The 22358-nt window shown below is 63.8% G+C and carries 26 protein-coding genes and 1 tRNA gene; 15 read left to right on the forward strand and 12 right to left on the reverse strand.

Going from position 1 to position 22358, the window contains the following annotated elements:
- The first annotated feature begins 235 nt into the window (after positions 1-235).
- On the forward strand, positions 236-442 hold the full coding sequence (locus tag AArcS_RS14600; protein ID WP_238478146.1) for a DUF8029 family protein: 207 nt from the start codon (positions 236-238) through the stop codon (positions 440-442).
- On the opposite strand, the gene trpG is transcribed toward AArcS_RS14600, so the two are convergent.
- From trpG to trpD, 4 genes are read right to left on the reverse strand one after another with little or no spacing between them, the layout of a single operon-like run.
- On the reverse strand, positions 439-1062 hold the full coding sequence (trpG, locus tag AArcS_RS14605; protein WP_238478147.1) for an anthranilate synthase component II: 624 nt from the start codon (positions 1060-1062) through the stop codon (positions 439-441). The genes AArcS_RS14600 and trpG overlap by 4 nt on opposite strands.
- The gene (gene trpE / locus AArcS_RS14610) at positions 1059-2669 is read right to left on the reverse strand and encodes an anthranilate synthase component I (RefSeq protein ID WP_238478148.1); all 1611 of its coding nucleotides are present in this window, start codon (positions 2667-2669) and stop codon (positions 1059-1061) included. The genes trpG and trpE overlap by 4 nt, the downstream gene beginning before the upstream one ends.
- A complete protein-coding gene (locus AArcS_RS14615) occupies positions 2666-3331 on the reverse strand; it encodes a phosphoribosylanthranilate isomerase (RefSeq protein WP_238478149.1) in 666 nt (221 codons plus the stop codon). The genes trpE and AArcS_RS14615 overlap by 4 nt, the downstream gene beginning before the upstream one ends.
- Complete coding sequence (trpD, locus tag AArcS_RS14620) at positions 3328-4326, reverse strand: anthranilate phosphoribosyltransferase (protein WP_238478150.1); 999 nt, start codon at positions 4324-4326, stop codon at positions 3328-3330. Before trpD ends, AArcS_RS14615 begins: the two co-directional genes overlap by 4 nt.
- Before the next feature lie 166 nt (positions 4327-4492).
- On the opposite strand from trpD, the gene AArcS_RS14625 reads away from it, so the two are divergent.
- Positions 4493-4567 (forward strand) — tRNA-Val (locus tag AArcS_RS14625).
- Positions 4568-4943: 376 nt separating this feature from the next.
- Here AArcS_RS14625 and AArcS_RS14630 read toward each other — a convergent pair.
- The 3 genes from AArcS_RS14630 to AArcS_RS14640 are packed head-to-tail and all read right to left on the reverse strand — an operon-like array spanning position 4944 to position 8838.
- A complete protein-coding gene (locus tag AArcS_RS14630; RefSeq protein WP_238478151.1) occupies positions 4944-6059 on the reverse strand; it encodes an AI-2E family transporter in 1116 nt (371 codons plus the stop codon).
- Between the two features lie 47 nt (positions 6060-6106).
- Entirely contained in the window at positions 6107-6445 is a 339-nt protein-coding gene (locus AArcS_RS14635; RefSeq protein WP_238478152.1) for a hypothetical protein, read from the reverse strand.
- Entirely contained in the window at positions 6442-8838 is a 2397-nt protein-coding gene (locus tag AArcS_RS14640) for a penicillin acylase family protein (RefSeq protein ID WP_238478153.1), read from the reverse strand. The genes AArcS_RS14635 and AArcS_RS14640 overlap by 4 nt, the downstream gene beginning before the upstream one ends.
- 159 nt (positions 8839-8997) lie before the next feature.
- Between AArcS_RS14640 and AArcS_RS14645 the strand changes: the two genes are divergently transcribed.
- Complete coding sequence (locus AArcS_RS14645) at positions 8998-9153, forward strand: hypothetical protein (RefSeq protein ID WP_238478154.1); 156 nt, start codon at positions 8998-9000, stop codon at positions 9151-9153.
- A gap of 168 nt (positions 9154-9321) precedes the next feature.
- The gene (locus tag AArcS_RS14650) at positions 9322-9588 is read left to right on the forward strand and encodes a HalOD1 output domain-containing protein (protein WP_238478155.1); all 267 of its coding nucleotides are present in this window, start codon (positions 9322-9324) and stop codon (positions 9586-9588) included.
- Here the strand turns inward: AArcS_RS14650 and AArcS_RS14655 are convergent, their stop codons facing one another.
- The 3 genes from AArcS_RS14655 to AArcS_RS14665 are packed head-to-tail and all read right to left on the reverse strand — an operon-like array spanning position 9589 to position 11147.
- Positions 9589-9894 carry a lycopene cyclase domain-containing protein gene (locus AArcS_RS14655; protein ID WP_238478156.1) on the reverse strand — a complete coding sequence of 102 codons (306 nt, stop codon included), beginning with the start codon at positions 9892-9894 and terminating at the stop codon, positions 9589-9591.
- A gap of 30 nt (positions 9895-9924) precedes the next feature.
- Complete coding sequence (locus AArcS_RS14660; protein ID WP_238478157.1) at positions 9925-10272, reverse strand: hypothetical protein; 348 nt, start codon at positions 10270-10272, stop codon at positions 9925-9927.
- The gene (locus AArcS_RS14665; RefSeq protein ID WP_238478158.1) at positions 10269-11147 is read right to left on the reverse strand and encodes a homoserine kinase; all 879 of its coding nucleotides are present in this window, start codon (positions 11145-11147) and stop codon (positions 10269-10271) included. The genes AArcS_RS14660 and AArcS_RS14665 overlap by 4 nt, the downstream gene beginning before the upstream one ends.
- A 96-nt stretch (positions 11148-11243) precedes the next feature.
- On the opposite strand from AArcS_RS14665, the gene AArcS_RS14670 reads away from it, so the two are divergent.
- Both AArcS_RS14670 and AArcS_RS14675 read left to right on the forward strand, forming a co-directional pair.
- The gene (locus AArcS_RS14670) at positions 11244-12485 is read left to right on the forward strand and encodes an FAD-dependent oxidoreductase (protein ID WP_238478159.1); all 1242 of its coding nucleotides are present in this window, start codon (positions 11244-11246) and stop codon (positions 12483-12485) included.
- A gap of 76 nt (positions 12486-12561) precedes the next feature.
- Positions 12562-13056: a DUF4399 domain-containing protein gene (locus tag AArcS_RS14675; protein ID WP_238478160.1), complete on the forward strand. Its 495-nt coding sequence runs from the start codon at positions 12562-12564 to the stop codon at positions 13054-13056.
- Positions 13057-13085: 29 nt separating this feature from the next.
- Here the strand turns inward: AArcS_RS14675 and AArcS_RS14680 are convergent, their stop codons facing one another.
- Positions 13086-13697 (reverse strand): DUF6149 family protein, encoded by a 612-nt coding sequence (locus tag AArcS_RS14680; protein WP_238478161.1) that lies wholly within the window; start codon positions 13695-13697, stop codon positions 13086-13088.
- A 117-nt stretch (positions 13698-13814) separates the two neighbouring features.
- On the opposite strand from AArcS_RS14680, the gene AArcS_RS14685 reads away from it, so the two are divergent.
- The 3 genes from AArcS_RS14685 to AArcS_RS14695 all read left to right on the forward strand — a co-directional run bounded on the left by AArcS_RS14685 (position 13815) and on the right by AArcS_RS14695 (position 16523).
- Positions 13815-15059: an NAD(P)/FAD-dependent oxidoreductase gene (locus AArcS_RS14685; RefSeq protein ID WP_238478162.1), complete on the forward strand. Its 1245-nt coding sequence runs from the start codon at positions 13815-13817 to the stop codon at positions 15057-15059.
- 45 nt (positions 15060-15104) lie between these two features.
- Positions 15105-16016, forward strand: a complete 912-nt coding sequence (locus AArcS_RS14690; protein ID WP_238478163.1) for a universal stress protein — start codon at positions 15105-15107, stop codon at positions 16014-16016.
- Positions 16017-16106: 90 nt separating this feature from the next.
- Entirely contained in the window at positions 16107-16523 is a 417-nt protein-coding gene (locus tag AArcS_RS14695; RefSeq protein ID WP_238478164.1) for a DUF7124 domain-containing protein, read from the forward strand.
- A 41-nt stretch (positions 16524-16564) separates the two neighbouring features.
- Here the strand turns inward: AArcS_RS14695 and AArcS_RS14700 are convergent, their stop codons facing one another.
- Positions 16565-16768, reverse strand: a complete 204-nt coding sequence (locus AArcS_RS14700) for a hypothetical protein (protein WP_238478165.1) — start codon at positions 16766-16768, stop codon at positions 16565-16567.
- A gap of 167 nt (positions 16769-16935) precedes the next feature.
- On the opposite strand from AArcS_RS14700, the gene AArcS_RS14705 reads away from it, so the two are divergent.
- From AArcS_RS14705 to carB, 6 genes are all read left to right on the forward strand, one after another.
- Positions 16936-17469: a DUF5815 family protein gene (locus AArcS_RS14705; protein WP_238478166.1), complete on the forward strand. Its 534-nt coding sequence runs from the start codon at positions 16936-16938 to the stop codon at positions 17467-17469.
- A gap of 103 nt (positions 17470-17572) precedes the next feature.
- Positions 17573-17779 (forward strand): hypothetical protein, encoded by a 207-nt coding sequence (locus AArcS_RS14710; RefSeq protein ID WP_238478167.1) that lies wholly within the window; start codon positions 17573-17575, stop codon positions 17777-17779.
- 66 nt (positions 17780-17845) lie between these two features.
- Positions 17846-18298, forward strand: a complete 453-nt coding sequence (locus AArcS_RS14715; RefSeq protein ID WP_238478168.1) for a pyridoxamine 5'-phosphate oxidase family protein — start codon at positions 17846-17848, stop codon at positions 18296-18298.
- Positions 18299-18357: 59 nt separating this feature from the next.
- Positions 18358-18603, forward strand: a complete 246-nt coding sequence (locus tag AArcS_RS14720; protein ID WP_238478169.1) for a BolA family protein — start codon at positions 18358-18360, stop codon at positions 18601-18603.
- A gap of 55 nt (positions 18604-18658) precedes the next feature.
- A complete protein-coding gene (locus AArcS_RS14725; protein ID WP_238478170.1) occupies positions 18659-19000 on the forward strand; it encodes a glutaredoxin family protein in 342 nt (113 codons plus the stop codon).
- A 128-nt stretch (positions 19001-19128) separates the two neighbouring features.
- Positions 19129-22347, forward strand: coding sequence for a carbamoyl-phosphate synthase large subunit (gene carB / locus AArcS_RS14730; protein WP_238478171.1), 3219 nt, complete (start codon positions 19129-19131; stop codon positions 22345-22347).
- The last annotated feature ends 11 nt before the right edge of the window (positions 22348-22358 follow it).

Genomic DNA, 22358 nt, shown 5'->3' on the forward strand with positions numbered 1-22358 from the left:
AGATGCATCTGTTTTGTGTCAACGTGCGAACTGTTCCCCTCATAGTCGCTGGCCCGAGTTCGTACGTACACTAACGGTCGGGCGTATTAATACTAGGTCATTCGCGGAGTGAAAGTGATTCTGTCGTCACCGATCCCGGAGTCGTCTGTTGATTTCACTTTCGACGATTGGTTGACATGGTGCGTGCCAGTTGCCTCCCACAAAGGTTATCATGCGGGCCTGATAGGTAACCTGCATGTTCAGTGCGATCTCCCCTGCCGCGGCACCACTAATCGTCGACGCAATGCCCTCGGACCCGCTCGCACAGGCGCTGGTGGGCATCGTGCTCCTCGCACTCGTCACGATCGTCGGCCGGTTCCTGCTCAGCCTCGCCTGGAAACTGCTCATGTTCGCCGCAGTCGGCGTCGCCATCCTCTACGGACTGACGCTCGTCGGCATCTAGAGGCCGTCGAGGAAGTTCTCGATCAGATCGTGGCCGACCCCGGTCAGGACGCTTTCGGGATGGAACTGGACGCATTCGATCGGGTACTCGCGGTGTCTGATTCCCATCACTAGCTCTTCGCCAGCGTGCTCTGCGCTTGCCGTCACCTCGAAACAGTCCGGCACCGCTGTCGCAACCAGCGAGTGGTACCGACCGCCACGAAAGCCCTGATCGAGCCCGTCGAAGACGCCCGAGCCGTCGTGCTCGATCGACGATGCCTTGCCGTGGATCGGTGAGGGCGCACGGCCGACCGTCCCGCCGTACTCGTAGACCGCTGCTTCGAGGCCGAGACAGACGCCAAGCGTCGGTACCTCGGGACTGACTTCCCGGAGCACGTCCATCGTGACGCCGACATCCCTGTCGTGTTTCGGGTGCCCCGGCCCGGGACTGATGATGATCGCATCGGGCTCTACGGCCCGAACGTCTTCGAGGGACGCCGTGTTCCGCAGGACGGCGGTCTCGGCGTACTCGCTGACGTACTCGACCAGGTTGTAGGTAAACGAGTCGAAGTTATCGATGAAGAGAACCGTCGGTCGATCCTCGTCGTCGGTCGCCGCGGCCGACTCCGCCGTTCCGCTCATCGGCTCACCTCCGAAGCCGGGGTGGGTGCCTCGATCTTCTCGATTGCCGCCAGAACGCCCCCCATCTTCTTCTCGGTTTCCTCGTACTCCGCCTCGGGCTGACTGTCGGCGACCAGCCCCGCTCCGGCCTGCACGGTTATCCGGTCTTCCTCGCCGTGTTCGATCGTCGCTGTCCGGATGACGATCGCCATGTCGGCGTCGCCGGTCCACGAGAAGTAGCCGACACCGCCGCCGTAGATCCCCCTCGGTTCGCGTTCGAGATCGTCGATGATCTCCATCGCGCGGATCTTCGGCGCGCCCGAGAGCGTTCCGGCAGGGAACGAGGCACGAGTGGCGTCGAAGGCATCCGAGTCGTCCGCAAGCGTCCCCGTGACCGTACTCTCGATGTGCTGGACGTGTGAGTATTTGAGGACGTTCATGAACTCGTCAACCCGAACCGAGCCGGGTTCACTCACCCGCCGAACGTCGTTGCGCGCGAGGTCGACCAGCATCGTGTGTTCGGCCCGCTCTTTGTCGTCTGCGAGCATTTCGCCCGCCAGTCGGCGGTCCTCGACCGGGCTCTCGCCACGGTCGCAGGTCCCTGCGATCGGGTTCGACGTCACGGTTTCGCCCTCGACCGAAACGAGCGTCTCGGGGCTCGCACCAACGATGGTCAGATCGTCGTAGCCGAGCAGGTACATGTACGGCGAGGGGTTGATCTCGCGCAGGGCGCGGTAGAACCCGAGCGGATCGACGTCACCGTAGAGCTCGCGTTTTCGAGAGACGACGGCCTGATAGACGTCACCATCGAGGACGTGTTCTTTCGCCGCGCGTACCGCGTCCTCGTACTCCTCTTGCGGCCCGGCGACCTCACGGTCACGGACGAACGGTCCACAGGCCGGGGCTGTCGCGTCGGCGAGCAGTGCTTCGACGCGCTCGGCTTCCGCCACGAGGTCGTCGTAGATCGCGTCGGGATCATCGTCCGCCCGCACGACTGGCGTGAAGACGAGCGAGAGCGTCCCCGCGACCTCGTCGAAGACGAGGGTCTTCGTGTTCAGGACGAACTGTGCGTCCGGAAAGCGCGAGTCGGGGCGCTCAACTCCCACGTCGTCGAGCCAGAGATCGTAGACCGCGTCGTACGCGAGGAAGCCGACCAGTCCACCATCGAGCTGTCGACGGTCACCGTTCTCGAATCCAGTGAGGGCGGCGTCGGGTAACGCAGAGCGGAGCGTGTCAGTCGTATCCTCGCCTACAGGATCGATCAGGTCTGCATAGCGCTCGTCGCCGAGCACCTCGACGGTGGTCTCTTTGGGGTCGACGGTGACGACAGCCGCCGGGTCGTAACCCACGAAGGAGTAACGTGCATGCCGGTCCGCGGTCGCAGACGCCGGGCGGAACGCGCCGTCAGGATCGCTGGAAGCCGTCTTCTGGGCGCTCTCCAGCAAGAACGCGTAGTCGGCGGCGGGTACATCAGTCGTCCGACCCGTCAGCGCAGCATACGCCGCCAGGGGTGAGACATCGACGTCAAGATCAATCGCCGTGCGGACGACGACCGCGTCCGTTTCATCGCCAGCGGCGTCGGCGACGTGCTGGCTGAACGCTTCTCGGGAGGGTGTAAGCTGGGTCATGCTATCGTTGCCTCGCTGGTCGTGTTCGCATTGGCGACAAAACGCACCACGGCATCTGTATCTTTCCGTGAACCATCCGCCTCGGCGGGTTCGCGCTCGACGCCACTCGCTACGTCAACGCCATAGGGGGCGACGGTTTTGACAGCAGCGGCGACGTTCTCGGGGGTGAGCCCACCGGCCAGAATCACCGGCGCGTCGAGGTCGGCGGTGACCGCGGCGGTACGCTCCCAGTCGTGGGTTTCACCGGTTCCGCCCCCGCCCTCACCGTCGGCGGAGTCGACGAGCAGCGCATCGACCGAATCGACGTATTCTGCACAGCGCCCGGGCTCGTCAGCGTCGACCGCCTTGATCGTGGTCGCCGGGACCTGTTCAGTTACTGCCGCGGCCTCCGCGGGCGACAGGTCGCCGTGGAGCTGGACGGTGTCCGGCTGGACGCGCTCGGCGAGTTCCACCGCCTGCTCCGCGCTCTCGGGCATCGTCACGAGCACCGTCGAGGCAAAGGGCGGGACGGAAGCGATGAGTTCGGCGGCGCGGTCGACGGTCAGCTCCCGGGGGGTGTCGACCGGCACGTCGACGATGAAGCCGAGCGCATCAGCGCCGGCGTCGACGACCGTTTCGACGTCTCGCTCGCTCGTCAGCCCGCAGATCTTGACCCGCGTCATACGCCCGTCCGTAGCTGTTCGAGTTTGTCGGCGGCCGCACCGGAGGTGATCGCCTCGCGAGCGGCATCGACACCGGCTTCGAGCGAATCGGCCTCGCCTGCGATGTAGATCGCTGCGCCCGCGTTCGCGAGGATGATATCGCGTTTCGCTCCATCGACATCGCCCTCGACTATCCCGCGCATGTCGGTGGCGTTCTCGCTCGGCGTGCCGCCCGAGACGGCCTCGATCGGATGGACGTCCAGTCCGAGATCGGCGGGCGTCAGCGTGTACTCCGTGATCTCGTCGCCGGAAACCTCCGCGACGGTCGTCTCGTCGTGAACCGTGATCTCGTCCATCCCCGCGCCATGGACGACGAGCGCGCGCTCGACATCCATCTGCGCGAGCGCCCGGGCGAGTACCGGTACGAGGTCGGGATCGTAGACCCCGACGATCTGTGCGTCCGCTCCGGCCGGATTCGTCAGCGGCCCGAGCACGTTGAAGACCGTTCGCATCCCGAGTTCCTTGCGCGGACCGATCACGGCCTTCATCGCCGGGTGGAACACCGGCGCGAGCATGAAGCCGATCCCGTCGGTCTCGATGGCCCCCTCGACCGCCGAGGGCTCGGCCTCGACGTCGACGCCGACCTCCTCTAACACGTCCGCACTGCCCGAGTTCGAGGAGACCGAGTAATTGCCGTGCTTGGCGACGGGAACGCCCGCCCCGCTGGCGACGATTGCGCTCGTCGTCGAGACGTTGATCGTGTCGTAGTCGTCGCCGCCCGTGCCGCAGGTGTCGACCAGCGGCGTCCGGTCAGGCGTGATCGTCCGCGCGGCGTCGCGCATCCCCTCAGCGAAGCCCGCGATCTCGGTCTCGGTCTCGCCTTTCGCCCGGAGCGCGGTCAGCAGCGCCCCGATCTGTGCCTCTGTGGCATCCTCGAACACGGCGCTTGCGGCCTGCCGTGCCTCTGCCTGTGTCAGGTCCTCGCCCTCGGTCACGCGTTCGATATAATCTTGCATTAGAGACCACCAATGAACTGTTTAGTCTTACAATGTACAAATTCGTACACTAACTTAAGCGTGTCGCACGGCTTGCGTGTGGGGAACCCGCAACCGGCGGCCGAATCCGAAACCTTCAATTGTATCCCCGGGATATCTGTGAGTGCAGAGCAAAGCGCACCAGACCGGGTTTGTGGTCTAGTCTGGTTATGACACCTCCTTGACATGGAGGAGGCCGGCAGTTCAAATCTGCCCAAACCCACTTCAATTCTCGCGCCGCTCACTTGCGAGCGGCGTGTGTTTGAGTAACGTGCGGGCAGTTTGAACGAGACGAGTCGCGCGCAGCGTAGCGAGCACGTCTCGCCGTAGTTCACAATCTGCCCAAACCCACTGTTCCGAACGCTACACGACGAGCGAAGCGAGTCAAAACACCACGGCCACAGCCCCGTGGAGCAGATGGAGCGCTCGTGGGACTTGACGTCACATCTCAACAGTTCCAGCGACCGGCATCCTGCTCGATTGGTATGTAATATTGTGAACAATATTGCAATATAACATAGTATACACTCACTCATCGTCACCTGCTGCAACGAGAGCAGTTGAAACGGCCCCCTTCGACACTACCCGATACGACTGCGCTACTGGTACTCCTGTAGCGTCGCCTGCCGCATTCCCTCTGTCTCCCCGCTTAGCACGAACGGAACGAGCACCGAGATCCCATTGATCACGAGAATCAGCAAGATCGGCGCGAGAAAGAGCCCATAGAAGCCGAAGACGACCGGCCCGACGACGTAGGCGACGAGCAACATCCCGGTGTGGGTCGCGTCGCCGCTGATGTGTGCACGAATAAAGAAATCGGGTATGAAGTCGACGACGACGGCACTGGCGACCAGCAGGCCTGCGACCGGGACGAGCAAGGAGAGATCGCCGGTCGACCACGCGGTCGCAGCGAGCAGACCGACCACGGGGATGTAGACGAGTTTGATCCCGACAACAGGGATCAGGCTCCCGATCCCGGCCAGTGCAGCGATGAGGCCCGGATAGGGGACAGCCACCGCCGCGGGCGCGAGCAGGTTGTACGTGTAGAACGTGATGACACCGGCGATCGCGGTGACGAACACGTTCACGATGTTGCCAAAGAGGGTCATCGAGAGCTCGGGGTCGACGGCGCGGACGTACCGCCGGGCAACACCGGACTCGTCGTAGGTCGCCAGCAGCCACTCGACGAGCCGCGGGCCGTCAACGAGCATGTAGTACGTCAGTACGACGAGCACGAGGAACTGGACGAGCGCGCCGCTGACGAGCCCGACGACCTCTAGCAGGTTCGCCAGAAGAACGCCTGCCGAGTCGGGGGTAACGGCGTCAGTCACCAGCGACTGGAGTTCGGCGAGATCCAGCTCTGCGAGATCAGTGCCTTCGAGCAACTGGTCGACGTAGGTTGCCTCGACATCATATACGTCGAGTAGCTCCTGAATCTCGATCGCCACCACGGCGAGCGTGTAGCCGAGGAGGAGCACGAACGGGATCCCAAAGAGAACGATCGAGAGACCCGCCCGGATCCGTCTCGGGAGGCCAAAGCGCACGAGCGAGCGGTGGATCGGCCGCACGGCGTAATAGAGGAAGACGGCGAAGACGAGCACCGCGAGAAACGAGTAGGCGATATAGGCGACCAGAGCGAACAGGACGGCGAGGAACGCGCCGACGAGCAATCGCCGACCGACCGCGTGATCGTATTCCATCCGTTCGATCTTCACTGGGGGTACACTTCAGTCCCTCGCCGGAGCCGACCGCGCGTCCGCTCTCAGACGACACCCCGTGTTAGCGAGCCGAGCACCGGCAGGCCGAGCGCGCTACCGATGGTCACGTAGACGACCGGCGTCATCGCAGGTACCCGAGCAGCGGCGTCGCCGAGCGAGAGCGCGAAGACGACCAGCACCAGCAGGCCGAAGCCGACGCCGTAGACGACTCCGCGGCGGAACGACGGCGCGACCAGCGCAACCAGGGCACCGGCGGCGACCAGACCGAGCCAGTGGACCCACGCGAGCGCAAAACCGACGAGCGCTGCAATGAGGATCGCGAGGACGTGGAATCGAGGCTCCGTCCGGACCCGGTAGAGGCCGTCTGCTGGTTCCAGGCTCACGAGGACTCACCCCGAAACTGGGTTCGTCGCTCTCCGGCGACTGTCAGCTCCATGGACTTTTGATCGTTGGCGAGCCAGCGCTCGAACTGGTCGTCGTAGTGGGGCGAAAAGTAATCGCCCGAGTTCCCGCCCGGCAGGATGGCCGTCGCCGTCTCGCCGGGACGGACGACCATCCGCCAGCTGGAGCCGACCGCCGACTCGACGCGGAAGTTCTTCACCGTCGCGCGCGAGCCGTCAGCCAGGCGGGTCCCGTAGTCCAGAAAGCCCGCCTCGACGCCGAGCGGGTGGGTAATCGAGCGCGTCGAGTTCCAGTCGCCGTAGACCGACCAGCCCTCCTCGTCGATCTCGTCGAGGGCGTCCGCGAGTGCGTCGACCATCATCGACTCGCGTGATCGCTCCTCGAACAGCGAATGATCGGACGAAAGGGTGGCGATCACCCAGTCGTTCGGGGAGTACGACTCGTCCAGATCAGCCTCATCGAACGTTGGTTCGACGATCCGGAGGCGAAACGCCTCGAACCACCGGGCGAACACGAGCGCGGCCCGGGAGTCGGGCTCCATTCGGTAGTCCCATTCCGCAAGCGTGTCGACGGTGTCAACGAGCGGGTCGGCCGCCTCGTCGTCCTCCTGGACCGCCGCAATCAGGTCCGGGACCAGTTGGGCGGCGCGCCCGTCCCGGACGTCGTTCTGTAGCTCGCGGTGGAACCCGGGATCTGTGTCGCCGACAGCATCGGCGAGCCGATTCTCGATTCGCATCCCGCGATAGGGCGTCGCGTAGCTCACACCGATGTAGTGGTCGGGCTCGTCGACGACGCGCTGATTCGCCGTCGCGAGGACGTCCGGGTCGATCGCGTGAGGTTTCTCCCCGAACGGGACAAACCCGTCCCACGAGGACTGGCCGAACGGCTCGAATCCCTGCCATTCGCCCTCGCCCGCCGAGCCGTCGAAGATCCGATCACCGGGGACGACATCGCCGTCTATCTGCCGGATCGGAAGCTTCCCGGTGAGGTAGTACATCGTCCGGCCGTCCGCGTCGGCGTAGACGAGGTTCTGTGTGGGAAGATCGAACTCCCGGGTCGCCTCGCGAACGTCGTCAAGGCCGTCGCTCCGGCCGAACGCCTCAATGGCGACTGTGGTCCGGGTCGCCGTGTGGCCGGTCCAGGCGACACCGACGCGCTGGTCCTCCCGCTGGATGAGCGGGCCGTGGACGGTCTTGCGGCGCGTCAGCGTTCTGTCCTCCCCGCCGGAGACGCCAATCGTGTGTTCCTCGCGCTCGAACTCGCGCCACTCGTCGCGGTAGCGATACCGGTCGCCATCCTCGGCGATCTCGTATCGGTAGCAATCGAGGACGTCCGCGCCGACGTTCGTAAAGGACCACGCGCCGCGGTCGTTGGCTCCGGCGATGACGAACGGGACGCCCGGAAACGTCGCGCCCCGTACCGACCGGTCGGGCGTCTCGACGTGCTGTTCGTACCACAGGGGCGGCGTCATCAGCGAAAGGTGTGGGTCGTACGCGAGGATCGGATCGCCGCTCTCGGTGTACTCTCCCGAGACGACCCAGCTATTCGAGCCGACGCCGCGTGGCGACTCGAACGCGGAGAGATAGCGAGTGAGCTCGGCATCGAGCGGTTCGGATCTCGACGGGGCGTCGGGTGATTCGTGTGCTCCCAGTTGGGCTGTGGTATCCCCCGCTACCGCACCACCGCCGAGAATCGGATAGTTGTGGTCGAGCCGTCGCGGAAACAGCGTCTCGACCAGTTCGTCGTCGAGTCGGTCGGCAAGCAGCGCGCGGCGTAGCTCACTGAAATCGCCAGTGAGATCCCACGAGATCTGCTTTTCCATCAGCATCGAGTCGACGGGCGTCCACGGCCGCGGCTCGTAGCCGAGCAACTCGAACTCCAGCGGGAGCCGACCCTCCTCGATCACCGTGTTGACGCCGTCGGCGTAGGCCTCGACGAGCGGCCCCGCCCGGGTATCACTGACGAGCTCCCACGTCGCCTCGGCTGCGCCCGCAAAGTCCATCCGAACGTGGAACTCGTCGTCCTCGACCGTCGCCTCGCCGATCACCTCCGAGAGTTGACCGCGCATCACCCGGCGCTGGAGGTCCAGCTGGAACAGCCGGTCGAACGCCTGTACGTACCCCACCGCGAAGTACGCCGCCGTCTCGTCCTCGGCTTCGGCGTGTGGCACCCCGAACTCGTCGACGTGGAGGCTCGCATCGCCGTAGGGACTCTCGACGCTCTCGGGGAGCGAGCGGTCGGCCGCATCCCACGCCTCGCCCGACAGGGGGGCAAACGAGTCGAGGAGATCGCTTGCCGAGGTAAGCGCGAGCCCACCGGTTCCGGCGGCGACGAGCCCTGCGAGGACCCCACGACGTGTCGTATCGTCTGTCACTATCGGAGTGAAGCGACCGGAGTATAATGATAATTCCGGGTATTTCGTAACTCCTGGCTCTCACTCTCGCACCACGATACTGTCGGGCAACTAACCCGTCACCAAGCCGTACAGGTGGCGAACAGATTAATATACTATGCGTATCCACCACTGGATACGATGAGTCTCGACAGCGAAACGACGGCGTGGATCTCCGGCTTCGCCTCGGGCGTCGCCACCTGCTCGGTCGGTCTATACCTGCTTCACCGGCGCGCACAGCGACGCTCAGAGCCTGCTCTGGTAGACGACGACGGGACCGTCATCCCGATCGAGTAGCCAGACCGACCCAGTTCGTGGGCCGGAAAGTGGCCGGCACCGTGAGGAGCAGCGATGGCCGATGAGTGGTGTCGAGTCTCGACCGCATTTGTTGCCAAACCGAGCGACGATACGCGTCATGCGACCGTCTGACGAACACTTTTATACAACCACCCTGACGGTCTCACTATGGCAGTGACAGTGGGGGATGCCAAACAGGATCGTGTCGTCGAACAACGCGCCGAAACCGTCCCAGCCAGTACAGCTGTGATCGAAGCGATAGCGGAGCTAGAATCAACCCAGCCGATGACGCTCGATGTCACACTGTACGATTCGGTGGATCTGGACGCACTGGACGCGCTCTGTGAGGGGTCCAGTAATATCGGCGTGAGCTTTACCGCCGACGGCTACGCTGTCGAAATCAGCGGTGACACCGTCGTCGTCGAGCGGTATTGATCAATCGACGACCTCGTGGAGCGTCTCGTGGAAGGCGATGACCAGCGATGGGACGACGACCATGAAGATGTGCTCCTCGATCGGGACGCCGAGAAAGTCCCTGCCGGTCCGTAGCTCGATGTCGAAGATGCCGATTTCGAGGGTGTACCAGTCCCAGACGTACGCGATCGGATACAGCGCGATAACTGTTTTCGCCGCACGTCCGAGCGCGCCAGCTCGCCTGAGCAAGAGGAACGCGATTGCGCCCCAGAAGACCTCCGTGGCGAGATACGTGTACCGGCCGAAGACGCTGATGTCGGGTCGCATGGCCGTGCTAGGGAGCGATAGCCTATCAAACTACGCCCGAGCCGAGCGGTGCCGATAACCACTGATCAGCACGAGCACACAGAGATACGCGGTCAGCCCGCCGATCAAAAGGCTCACGACGATTCCCGAGCGGTAGACTGCAGCGAGCGCGGTAACGGCCAGCACACCGGCGAGCGATCCCATCTGAACCGCAGGTCGTTCCCAGAGCGACCGCACAGGCCCCCCGTATCGCGTCGCGGCGGCCTCGAAACCGACCGTACCGAGCGCCCCACAGAACAGCCACACCGGCGAGAGCGCCACGTCGGCGAGTATCACTGCGCCGAATGCTCCGATCAGAGCGACAGTCGCCAGTGCGCCGTCCCGGCGTACAGTGCTCACCGGTAGACGGTGGGACCGTCGCCGATCCGTGTCTGGTAGGCACGGCTGTCGACGTCCACGTCGTCGAACGCGTCGAGCATCGCACCGGCGATCTCGCTCCGGTCGGATTCATAACAGGCCGCGATGACGCCCGGCCCCGCCCCGCTGACGGTGACGCCCGTCGCACCGGCGTCGAGTGCGGCCTCCCGGACCGCGTCGTAGCCGTCGATCAGTTTCGCCCGGGCGGGCGTCACGACGTTGTCTTCCATCCCACGGCCGACCATCGCCGGGTCCTCGCGGTGCATCCCGACAGTGAGCGTTGCAGCGCGACCGACCGTATCGACCATGTTCTCGACGGATGTGGATTCGGGGACGACCCGGCGTGCGTCCCGCGTCGAGACGACGATATCGGGGAGACAGACGACGAGGGGAACCGAGCTATCGACCTGCGTGACGCCGTCCTCTGCTACGATAGTAAATCCGCCAAGCAGTGCCGGCGCTACGTTGTCTTGATGAGCCTCGCCGGAGACGAGCGCCTCGCCCTCGGCGGCGATCGGGACCAGTTCGGATCGTGAGAGCCCACGGTCGTACAGTTCGTTGAGCGCAAGCGCGGCTCCGGCGGCGCTGGCCGCAGAGGAGCCGAGTCCCGAGGCCGGACGGACACCCTTGTCGATCTTGATCCGTGCGGGCGCGTCGAGCGCCTCCGCGACGGCTCCAGCGGTGTTTTTCGCCGGGTCTTCGGGGATGAACTCGCTTCCGGCACCGCTCATCTCGATCGTCGTCTCCTCGGCGCGCTCGACGCGGACGATATCGGCCGGGCGTTCGAGTGCGGCACCGAAGACGTCGAAGCCGCTCCCGAGGTTCGCGCTCGTCGCGGGAGCCCGCACTGTAAGCATACCCGAGGGGTAACCGGACCGCGGCTAAAAAGCCAGCGGAAAGCAGGCTCCCGGGTGATCATAACACACAATTCGGCTGCCCGCCAACCATTGCCCATGATCGGCGTCATCGGCGGCGGGATCGCGGGGCTGACGGCGGCTCACGAGCTACTGTCTCGCGACCACGAAGTACGAGTGTTCGAGTCCGGCGCTCGCGTGGGCAGCGAGTTCGCCCCAGTTCATCCCGCATCGGACGCCGTTTTGCCGCGCCATCCGCCCCGTATCTCGCCGACAGGAGCGGCCAGTCGGGCACTCGCCCGCGCACTCGACGTCGAACTCGACGGTCGGGCTGCCCGAACGGGCTACTATCTGGATGGCGTCGTACATCCCATCGACCGCCGCCACGAACTACTCGCCTTTCCCCCACTGAGCCTGCGTGACACGTCGTACTTCCGATCGCTCGTCGATGATGGCGGTGTGCCCCCGTTTACCGTCCCTGACCACACGCTGGATGAGCCGGAGTCGCTGGCGGACGTCACGGCCCGGTCCTTTGTTACCGAACACGCGACCGAGTCGCTGTACGAGCAGGCGATCGAGCCATTGCTGTATGCCCACTTTGGCGACGAGCCAGATCGCATAAGCGCGTCGTGGCTGATCAACAGGGTGACGCGCCACCGCGCTGACAGTACCGAGATCGTCGAGCCGAGATCGCTCGTCGACGCCCTCGCTGGATCGATCGGCCGCGACCGACTCCACACCGACTGCCGCGTTACCGCAGTCGGGACACGCCGCGGAGCGGTCGATCACCTCGTCACGATCGAAGACGGAGCGCGCCACGAGTACAACGTTGACGCAGTTATCTTCGATACGCCGCCACGACGACTGGTACGACTGACAGGCGGCGACTGGGCGGGACAAACTTCCGGGACAACGACCGTCTGTTTCGGGCTCGACGAGCCCCTCCTGTCGATCGATCGGGTGACTGTCGTCGACGAGACACCGGTCGGACGGCTCGTTGCACTACCCGGACCGACGGAAGGGGTAGAACAGGCCCTCTACGCGATCGTGGCCGACGAGTCAGCCAAGCGGGAACCCGAGTCACAGGTCCGTCACGGAATCGAATCGCTGTTTCCCGCCTTCGATCCGTCGACGATCCAGTGGTCGGCGGTCCACACGGAGACTATTCCCGTTCCGAACGTCGGCTACTCGGATCACATCATTCCGTACGACGGACCGGCCCTATCAGGAGGGTTCTACGCCGGTGCTGCGAGTCGGGAGCGGTACGCGAATCGATCGCTTGACGCCGCGGTACGGACCGCTAAGGGAGTTGGGGAGGCCGTCGCTGAACATATCGGATAACCACGGGATAGCGACGTGATTTGTCCCCCGTGATAAAGTGCTCATTGCTCGTAGGTGTAACACGAGGTACAAGACCATGACCCATACACGAAGAACGTTCGTAAGTGCCGTCACAGTCGGGGCAGTAGGGCTGAGCGGCTGTCTCGGTGATGGCGATGACCCGCCGGAGGACGAACCCGACGATGATGAACCGGACGAGTACGACTTCGAGGACCAGCCCGAGGATGCATCGCCCACCTTCGAGTCACCGGAGGATGGTGCTACCGTTCAGTCGCCGGTCGAATTCGTCGTATCAGTCGAGGGAGCCGATCTCATCCCCGCCGGCGAAAACGAAGTCGGAGCCGGGCATCTACACATTCTCGTCGATCACGACGTGTTCGACCGAGGAGAAACGATCCCCGGGCCGAGCGACTCCGCTGAGGAAGACGGAATCTACCACTGGAGTGACGCCCAGACGGAAGATAGTCTGGAGCTTGAGCCCGGCGAGTACACGATCGCCGTACAGCTCGGTGACGGAGCACACATTGCGTTCGGTGAAACCGACGAGATAACCATCACCGTCGAGGAGTGAACGCCACACCTTTTTTGCGTCCGGAAACTTCAGGCGTCCGCTCCGGAGTCGGCGTCTTCGACGTCCTCCTCGGTGAGCCCCGGCGCTTCCGCGGGGTCGACCTCCTCGGGTTCGTCCTGTCCTCCGACCCGCAACTCGCCATCCGGCCCCTCGACGTAGACGTCGTCGGCGAAACCACCCTCGGCGTGTGGGTGCTCGGGGTCATCGAGCTTTTCGGGCGTCGAGGGCGCATCGGGAACGTCCCGGTTCCGGAACTCGCCGAGCGGATCGTCGATGGTGATGCCGTGCGCCTCGAAGAACTTCCCGTAGCGCTCGTAATGGGCTTCGAGTTCGTCGGCGGGAAACTCCATCATCTCGGTCCAGCCGTGGTTGTAGAAATCGAAGTTCGCCTGAATGTGGGTGATCTCGCGGGCCTCGGCCTCGGGGTATCCTTCCTCGAGCGCAGCGACGTAGGTGTCCATCGTGCAGTCGAAGAAGGCGTCGAGATGCTCGCGGCGTTCATCCCGGTACTGCTCGTCTGCTTTGTCGACGAAGATTCCGGTGTGCAAGTCGACGAGTTTGTCGTTTGCGATGTCACCGATGACCGGGGCTGTCAGTGCCTGTTTGGCGGCGAAGTGGCGGATGTTCTGCCGAAGTTTCATGTCCCGTCATATGGCCGTGAGATCCTTGAACCTTCCCGAAGCGGTCAGTTCGGTGGCGAAACGACAGTGTCGCCGAGATAGCAATCCACTTTAACCCGGGCAGCAAAACCCATGAACATGACTGAGTCGTACGTCATCATCGGTGACGGAATCGCGGGCAGTTCCGCGGCCGAGACCCTCCGCGAGGAAGCCCCGGACTCGGATATCACCGTCGTCACCGATGAAGGTGAGGCGTTGTACAATCGGATCCTCATCAAGGAGTTCGCCAAGGGGAAACTCCCCGAAGCGCCGGTCTCGATCCACGAGGAGGACTGGTACGCCGAACGCGACATCGACCTGTCGCTGAACACCCACGTCACTGACGTCGACCCCGATGCCCACGAGGTCCACACCCACGACAGCGGGACGATCGAGTACGACAAACTGCTGATCGCCTCCGGCGGAACGCCCACCAAACTCCCTGTCAAAAACGCCGACGGCGAGGGAATTCATCACTTCTGGACGTTTCAGGACGCGCGTGCGATCAACGAACACGCCAGCGAGGCCGACACCGGGGTCGTCATCGGCGCGGGGCTACTCGGGATCGACCTCGCCGCGATCTGTGGCGCGCAGGACGTCGACGCCCACTACCTGATGCGCGGCGAGTGCTGGTGGCGCTACGCGCTCAGCCCGGAGGGAGCCGAGATTATCCACGACGGGATGCGCGATGTCGGCGTCACGCCGGTCTTCGGCAGCGGCGCGGACGAGTTCGTTCTCGACGAGGACGGACACGTCGAGGCGACGATCGACACGAACGGCGAGCGCTACGAGAGCGACTTCGTCGGGATCGCGATCGGCCTCGATTTCAACATCGAGTATATGCAGGACACTGACCTCGAACTCGACGACGGCGTCGTTGTCGACGAGTATATGCAGACCAACCTCGACGATATCTACGCCGCGGGCGACCTCACCCGGTTTTACGACACCATTCTCGGCGAGCACGCACAGAACGGCTCGTGGGGGTCCGCCAAAGAGCAGGGCCAGATCGCCGCAACGAACATGGCAGCCGACGACGAGGCAGAGGCGTTCCGCTGGGTCTCCTCGTACTCGATTACCCACTTTGACTTCCCGTTCCTTTCCTTTGGTCACCCGACACTCGGCGACGACGCGGTCGAGAAAAAGTACAGCGATACCGAGTGGCGACGGATTACGTTCAAAGACGGCAAGGTTATCGGTGGCGTTCTCATCGGCGACCTCGCGCCACAGACGACGTTCAAGACGCTAATGCGCGAGGAGCGTGAAGTCTCCGGGCAGAAAGAACTGTTACTGGAAGAGACAGTCGATATCGACAAGCTCGACGCGCCGCCGCAGGGACAGTAAACGCACGCGAATCTTTTTGATCTCGGCGGACCGATATAAAAACGGATGTCCTCGACAGTCGCGGGCGAACAGCTCTCGCCGACCGGGGAGTACACCGTCCTCGTCGCGGTCAACAACCCCAGAAACGCTGAGCAACTGGTGCGAACGGCGGTCGATCTCGCGGTTGCAAACGATGGCCGGGTCCACGTCGTCAGCGTGATTCACAAACATCACACCTCACCGTTCTTGCTGTTCGAAGACGAGTACATCAAATCCGAGTTCTCGGGTGATAGACAACGGCTGGTCGATCGGGCAACGAGCGTCGCCGAAGAGGCCGGGGTACCGGTCGCCGACAGCCTGCTGGTCGGCAGTAGCGTCTCGGGAGTACTCCTCGATGCGATCGATACTGTCGACGCCGACGCCATCCTGCTGGGCTGGCGCGGTGGGTCGACCACCTCGGATCGGGTACTGGGAACGACGATCGATCCGGTGGTTCGGCGTGCGCGCTGTGACGTGCTGGTCGAGCGCGTCGGGCTGACGACGAGTACGGTCGACACGATCCTGTTGCCGACCGTCGGGGGACCACACGCCGAACTCGCAACAGAAGCCACCGGAGCGATCGCGGGGCGGAACGACGCCACCGTCGACGTGCTCTCGGTGATCAAGCCGGGCGCAGACGACAGGGCACGGGACGTCGCTGCGGGACACATCGAGCGCAGTCTCGAACTACTACCCACGGAGGTCGAAACCAGCCGACTGATGATCGAGTCCGACGACATCGCCGGGACCATCCTCGACGTCGGCGAAGACCACGACGTGATCGTGCTCGGGGCGACCAGACAGGGCGTGTTGACCCGGCGAGTCGCCGGAAGTATTCCGCGGACGGTCGGTGCCGAGACCGATCGACCGTTCGTGATGACCAAGCGGCGTCCGGACCGCTCGCGACTGGGCGAGCTGATCGCGAGCTGGTGGCCCTGAGCCGGTCGGCCCGGACGTACCATGTTCGGTCACGTTCACGCCGCGAAAAAGACCGAAGCCGTTTTGCCCGCGCCCGGCCGAGTGTCGGGTATGAACGGCGGCGGTGACGAGGATATGACTTTGGCGTTCGAGTTGACCGCACTCCAGGAGCTCGCAGACCCCGGTCGGGTGTTCGAGGACGCGAGGCGCTGGAGCGAGTACGTCGGCGTCGTCTCGGAAAAGCCGACCTACGTCGTGACGAACTTCACCCGAAAAAACCGGATCCGGCAGGATTTCTTCTCCGGTCCGCGTGGACGCAAGGAGAGTCTAGAGAGCGTGAAAGAGCAGTTCGACACCGGCCGGCACGTCTTCATCGGCACCAGCGAGGGGGACGGCCAGCTTGCCGAGGAGGTCGGCTGGGAGTACCTCCCGGTCGAGGACGCCGCCGAGGCCGCCGAGTGGACGCTCGCCGAGGACGAGGACGGCGGGGGAATCGAGGCCGAGACGGGACGGGACGACTGGCCCTGAGGCGGAGCTGGCGAACGATTATCGACGGTGTGTGTTCGCGCTCAGTAGCCGGCGTCAAGCTCGTCCAGGGTGTTCGCAATGGTCGTGAGTAGGTAGATCCCGGCGAGTCCGATTCCCGCCCAGAACCACGTCGTCAGCATCCCCACGTTGTCCGTCTGCATAAAAAGCCAGAACCCGATGGCTGTACAGAGTACGACGAACATCGCCGCTATCTGTCCGTGATCGATCGACGAATCGGAGGGCATACATCGATCCTGAACCAGACCAGTATTAATTTTTTCTCACCTCGGACCGAGACGATCGCCCAGACGTGTCCCGGCGGCGTGATCCGTGATAGAGTGGCCCCGCGTCGCCTGCCCACGACAGCATGGAAGCCGAGGAGTTTATTCGTCGGAACCCCCGAGATGGGTGTATGCCTGAACCGCGGGTCCCCGGAAGTGGCGGCGAGGAGCTCGCCCTGTCGTGTGGGGAGTCGGTCGATCCGCAGCGGCTGGACCTGGGGATGCGATCGTTCGAGTGTTCGTGTGGCGAGACCCACGCCGTCGTGATGGACGTCCACCCCCCATCACGTTTCGTCCCCGAGTTCCTCGTCGAGGTACTCAGAGAGACCATCGAGACCGACGACGAGTTCGAGGAGTTCGGTACCCCGCACGTGATGGGTGTCATGATGGAGGAGTTCCCCGAGGACGTCGTCACGCTCGATAAAAGCGACGACGGCACCGTGGGCTATGGCCTGCTGTGGGTCACCGACTTCGACGACCGCGCACTCCACGAGATCGTCGTCGAGTTGCTCGTCGAGCTGATGGAACACGCGATCAGCCACGCCGACAGCGCCGACGCGATGACCGCCTTCGAAGAGCAGATGCTCGAATTCGACGTCGCGGAGTTCGTCGAGCAGTACCGCGACGAGCGGGACCTCGAAACGGAGCACGATCGGGCAATATAGTCGCACGGTGTGGCAACCGGAGGCGCTGCCCCCGGAGATGACGCACGTCCGACGCCTGTGCGACAGGGGTTTATTATCCATCGTGCTGATCCTTCACACAGCCATGTACGCGCTGGGCGAGTACGAGCAGATCCGACAGACCGTGAAAGCGGCGGATGTCGAGGAGCCCCTGACGGCCAGCGAGATCCTCGAACTGCTCGACGATGGGGAGTTCGAGAGCCCACACCGGATCGCAACCGTGCTGGGCCGCCGCGCCGAGTACGGCGACGTGACGGTGATCCGGGATCGGCCGTACCGTTACGAGCTGTAGTCGCCGGTTCTTACGACGCGCGAATCGGGAGAGGGGTTTTTGTTTTCCAGGACCTGTTCCTGAGGTATGTCACCGAATCCCGGTGTTTTACAGGGGCATACGATGGACGATGCAGCGATCGATCGAGTGCTGGAAGCAAACGGTGTCGGCGTCCTCTCGATGGCGCTCGGCGGCACGCCATACAGCATCCCGATGTCGTTCGGCTACGCGGGCGACGACACGCTCTATTTCCTGCTTGCGGGTCACTCCGAGGACGGCAAAAAGATGGAGTTCGCCGAGGAAAGCGAGGAAGCGAGCTTTCTCGTCTACGACGTGGCCTCGGACAGCGAATGGGAGAGCGTGATCGTCACCGGCGCGCTCGACCGGATCACGCCGGGAGAGTGGGACACGGCCAGGGAGGCGATGATCGACAACGCCTATCGGCCGGACCTGCTGACCAGCATCGACGTCCAGTCGGACCCGAGGGTCTGGTCACTCGATATTGAAACGAAGTCGGGGCGGGCCATGGGCACCGAGTGAGCACTGGGGTGTGGATACCACTGAGACACGTTTTTCTCGCTGGGTCTACACCTACGCGTATGGACCGACAGGACGTCGCCGACCTGATCGAGACGGAGCTTCCCGAAGCGGAAGCAACAGTGAAACGCCCGCGTGGCGTGGAGGACGACGACCATCTCGCTGCCGAAGTCGTCTCCCCGGCCTTCGAGGGGAAGTCACTCGTCGAACAGCACGAACTCGTCTACGACGCGCTGGGCGAGCACATGACGACCGACATTCACGCCATCGAGCTGAGCACGTACACGCCCGAACAGTACGAGGGGTAGCGCATTCTCTGCGGGGCGGCAAGCCTTTGAGTGCGCGCCCACGAATACCCATCATATGACGTTCGAACCCGGAGCCGAACTGTCCGCCGAAGAGGTACAGGAGCGCGTTGACGAGACGATCGAGAGCAACGAGGTCGTCCTCTTCATGAAGGGGACGGAGCTGATGCCACAGTGTGGCTACTCCCGGAAGGCACTCGGCCTGCTCACGCAGTACCGTGACGACGTGGAGACGGTCGACGTGCTCGAAGCGCTCGACCAGTACCGGGTGGCTCTAGAGTCACACAGCGGGTGGGAAACCATCCCACAGGTGTTCGTCGACGGCGAGTTCGTCGGCGGGAGCGACATCGTCGAGGAACTCGACGAGCGTGGCGAGCTGGAACCGAAACTCGAGGCCTGAGCCCCACTCGACCGAGCGGAGCCACCCTCCCATCCGGACCGACCGAAATTCGAAATTCGAAACTGGCTTTCGCTGTTCGTAATATTTCGTCGGGCTTATTACGATGTACGGGCTTCCCGTAGATAGCAATGACTACCGACGGGACAAGCGGCGAGGAGGATCGTACGATCCTGCTGATCGGGAGCGGCCCGATCCAGATCGGACAGGCCGCCGAATTCGACTATTCTGGCGCGCAGGCCTGTCGCGCACTTCAGGAGGAAGGCGCGAAGGTCGTCCTGGTCAACTCCAACCCCGCGACGATCATGACCGATCCGGAGATGGCCGACGAAGTGTACATCGAGCCGATCACGACCGAAGCGATCGCGGAGATCATCGCCAGAGAACGGCCCGACGGTGTTATCGCCGGGCTGGGCGGCCAGACCGGCCTGAACGTCACCGCCGAGCTCGCCGAGGAGGGTGTCCTCGAGGAGTACGACGTCGAGATTATGGGGACGCCCCTGGATACGATCTACGCGACGGAGGATCGTGACCTGTTCCGCAAGCGTATGGAGAAGATCGGTCAGCCGGTTCCTGCGTCGACGACGATCTCGCTGGGCGAGGGGGAATCCGTCGCTGAACTGACCGAAGAAGATCTCGTCGATCGGGTTCATGACGCCGTTGACGAGGTCGGCGGTCTGCCGGTTATCGCCCGGACGACGTACACCCTCGGCGGATCGGGCTCCGGCGTGGTCCACGAGATGGAGGAACTGATCGAGCGCGTCCGCAAGGGGCTGCGTCTCTCGCGGAACAGTGAAGTGCTGATCACGGAATCGATCTCCGGGTGGGTCGAGTACGAGTACGAGGTCATGCGTGATGCCGACGACTCGTGTATCATCATCTGTAACATGGAGAACATCGACCCGATGGGGATACACACGGGCGAGTCGACCGTCGTCACCCCATCTCAGATCGTTCCAGACAAGGGGCACCAGGAGATGCGAACCGCCGCGCTCGACGTGATCCGCGAGCTCGGTATCCAGGGCGGCTGTAATATCCAGTTCGCCTGGCACGACGACGGCACACCCGGCGGCGAGTACCGCGTCGTCGAGGTCAACCCCCGGGTCTCCCGCTCTTCTGCCCTCGCCTCGAAGGCGACCGGCTACCCGATCGCCCGCGTCACCGCCAAGGTCGCGCTCGGCAAGCGTCTCCACGAGATCGAAAACGAGATCACCGGCGAGACGACCGCGGCGTTCGAGCCCGCGATCGACTACGTCGTCACCAAGGTGCCGCGCTGGCCCAAAGACAAGTTCGACGACGTCGACTTCGAGCTGACGACCGCGATGAAATCGACCGGCGAAGCGATGTCGATCGGCCGGACGTTCGAGGAATCGCTGCTCAAGGCGCTTCGCTCCTCCGAGTACGAACCGGAGGCAGACTGGAACGAGGTCGACGACGACGAGCTCGAATCACACTATCTCGAACGACCCTCGCCGGACCGTCCCTACGCGATGTTCGAGGCGTTCGAGCGCGGGTACAGCGTCGACGAGGTCGTCGAGCTAACCGGCATCTTCGAGTGGTACACCGAACGCTACAAACGCATCGCCGACTCGACGCGCGCGGCCCAGGAGGGCGACTTCACCGAGGCCGCGATCGCGGGCCACACCAACGCGACGATTGCCGCGACGGCTGGTGCGGACGTCGGTACAGTCGAACAGGAGGTCCCCGGCCGCAGTTACAAACAGGTCGACACCTGTGCGGGCGAGTTCAAGGCCGAGACGCCGTACTACTACTCCTCGCGCAAGTCCGAGTTCGAGTCCGGACCGCTCGAAGGCGACGCCGCGGCGGGCGAACTCGAAGTCGACCGCGACGCAGAAAGCGTGATCGTCGTCGGCGGCGGCCCGATCCGGATCGGCCAGGGCGTCGAGTTCGACTACTGTTCCGTCCACGCGGTCCGTGCGCTCCGCGAGAACGGCATCGACGCCTACGTGGTCAACAACAACCCCGAGACGGTCTCGACGGACTACGACACCTCCGACGGGCTCTTCTTCGAGCCGATCACGGCCGAGGAGGTCGCCGACGTGGCCGAAGCGACCGGCGCGGACGGCGTGATGGTCCAGTTCGGTGGCCAGACCTCCGTGAACATCGGTGAGCCCCTGCAGGACGAACTCGACCGCCGTGGGCTGGACTGTGAGATCATGGGCACCTCGGTCGAGGCGATGGACCTCGCGGAGGACCGCGACCGATTTAACGCCCTGATGGACGATCTCGGTATCGCCCAGCCGGAGGGTGGCACCGCGACGAGCAAGGAAGAAGCGCTCGAACTCGCCCACGAGATCGGCTATCCCGTGCTCGTTCGTCCCTCCTACGTGCTCGGCGGGCGTGCGATGCAGGTCGTCTACGACGACGCCGAACTCGAAGAGTACATCGAGGAGGCGGTCCGCGTGGCGAAGGACAAGCCGATCCTCATCGACGACTTCCTCGAGGACGCGATCGAGCTGGACGTCGACGCAGTGGCTGACGGCGAGGACGTCCTCATCGGTGGGATCATGGAACACGTCGAGAGCGCCGGCGTCCACTCCGGCGACTCGGCGTGTATGATCCCGCCACGCTCGCTCGGCCGTGACGTCAACCGTCGCGTCCGTGAGGTAACCGAGGAGATCGCCCGTGCGCTGGACACAGTGGGCCTACTGAACGTCCAGCTGGCGGTCCGTGACGAAGAGGTCTACGTGCTGGAAGCGAACCCCCGCTCCTCGCGTACCGTCCCGTTCATTTCGAAGGCGACCGGCGTTCCGATCGCGAAACTCGCCGCCAAGGTGATGAACGGCGAGTCACTGTCCGACCTCGACGTCGACGAGCAAGTCCCCGCCCAGACCTCGATCAAGGAGGTCGTTCTGCCGTTCGATCGTCTGCCCGGCTCCGATCCACGTCTCGGGCCGGAGATGAAATCGACCGGCGAAGTCATGGGGACAGCAGACACCTTCGGCAAAGCCTACGACAAGGCACAGGACTCCGTCGGTAAGCCGATCCCACGCGATGGGACGGCCGTGGTCGATCTATCGGCCGACGAGTTCCCCGATCCAGACACCGAAGAGGGCGAGGAACTGGTCGAGCGGTTCACCCAGTACTACGAGCTCTGTGAGGCAGTCGATCTGATCGACGCGGTCAAACGCGGCGAGGTCGACCTGATCATCTCGCGAGACCGTGAGCTACTGGAGACCGCGGTTGAGGAGGATGTTACGTACTTCTCGACGACAGCCTCGGCGAAGGCCGCACTGGAAGCGCGCAAACAGAAAGACGATTCGATCGACGTCAGACCGGTCTCCGACCGCCCACAGCGCCAGGAGTACTGGGGTCAACCCAAGCAATAGCGGACGGTTCT

Source organism: Natranaeroarchaeum sulfidigenes (genome assembly GCF_017094485.1).
Lineage (GTDB): Archaea > Halobacteriota > Halobacteria > Halobacteriales > Natronoarchaeaceae > Natranaeroarchaeum > Natranaeroarchaeum sulfidigenes.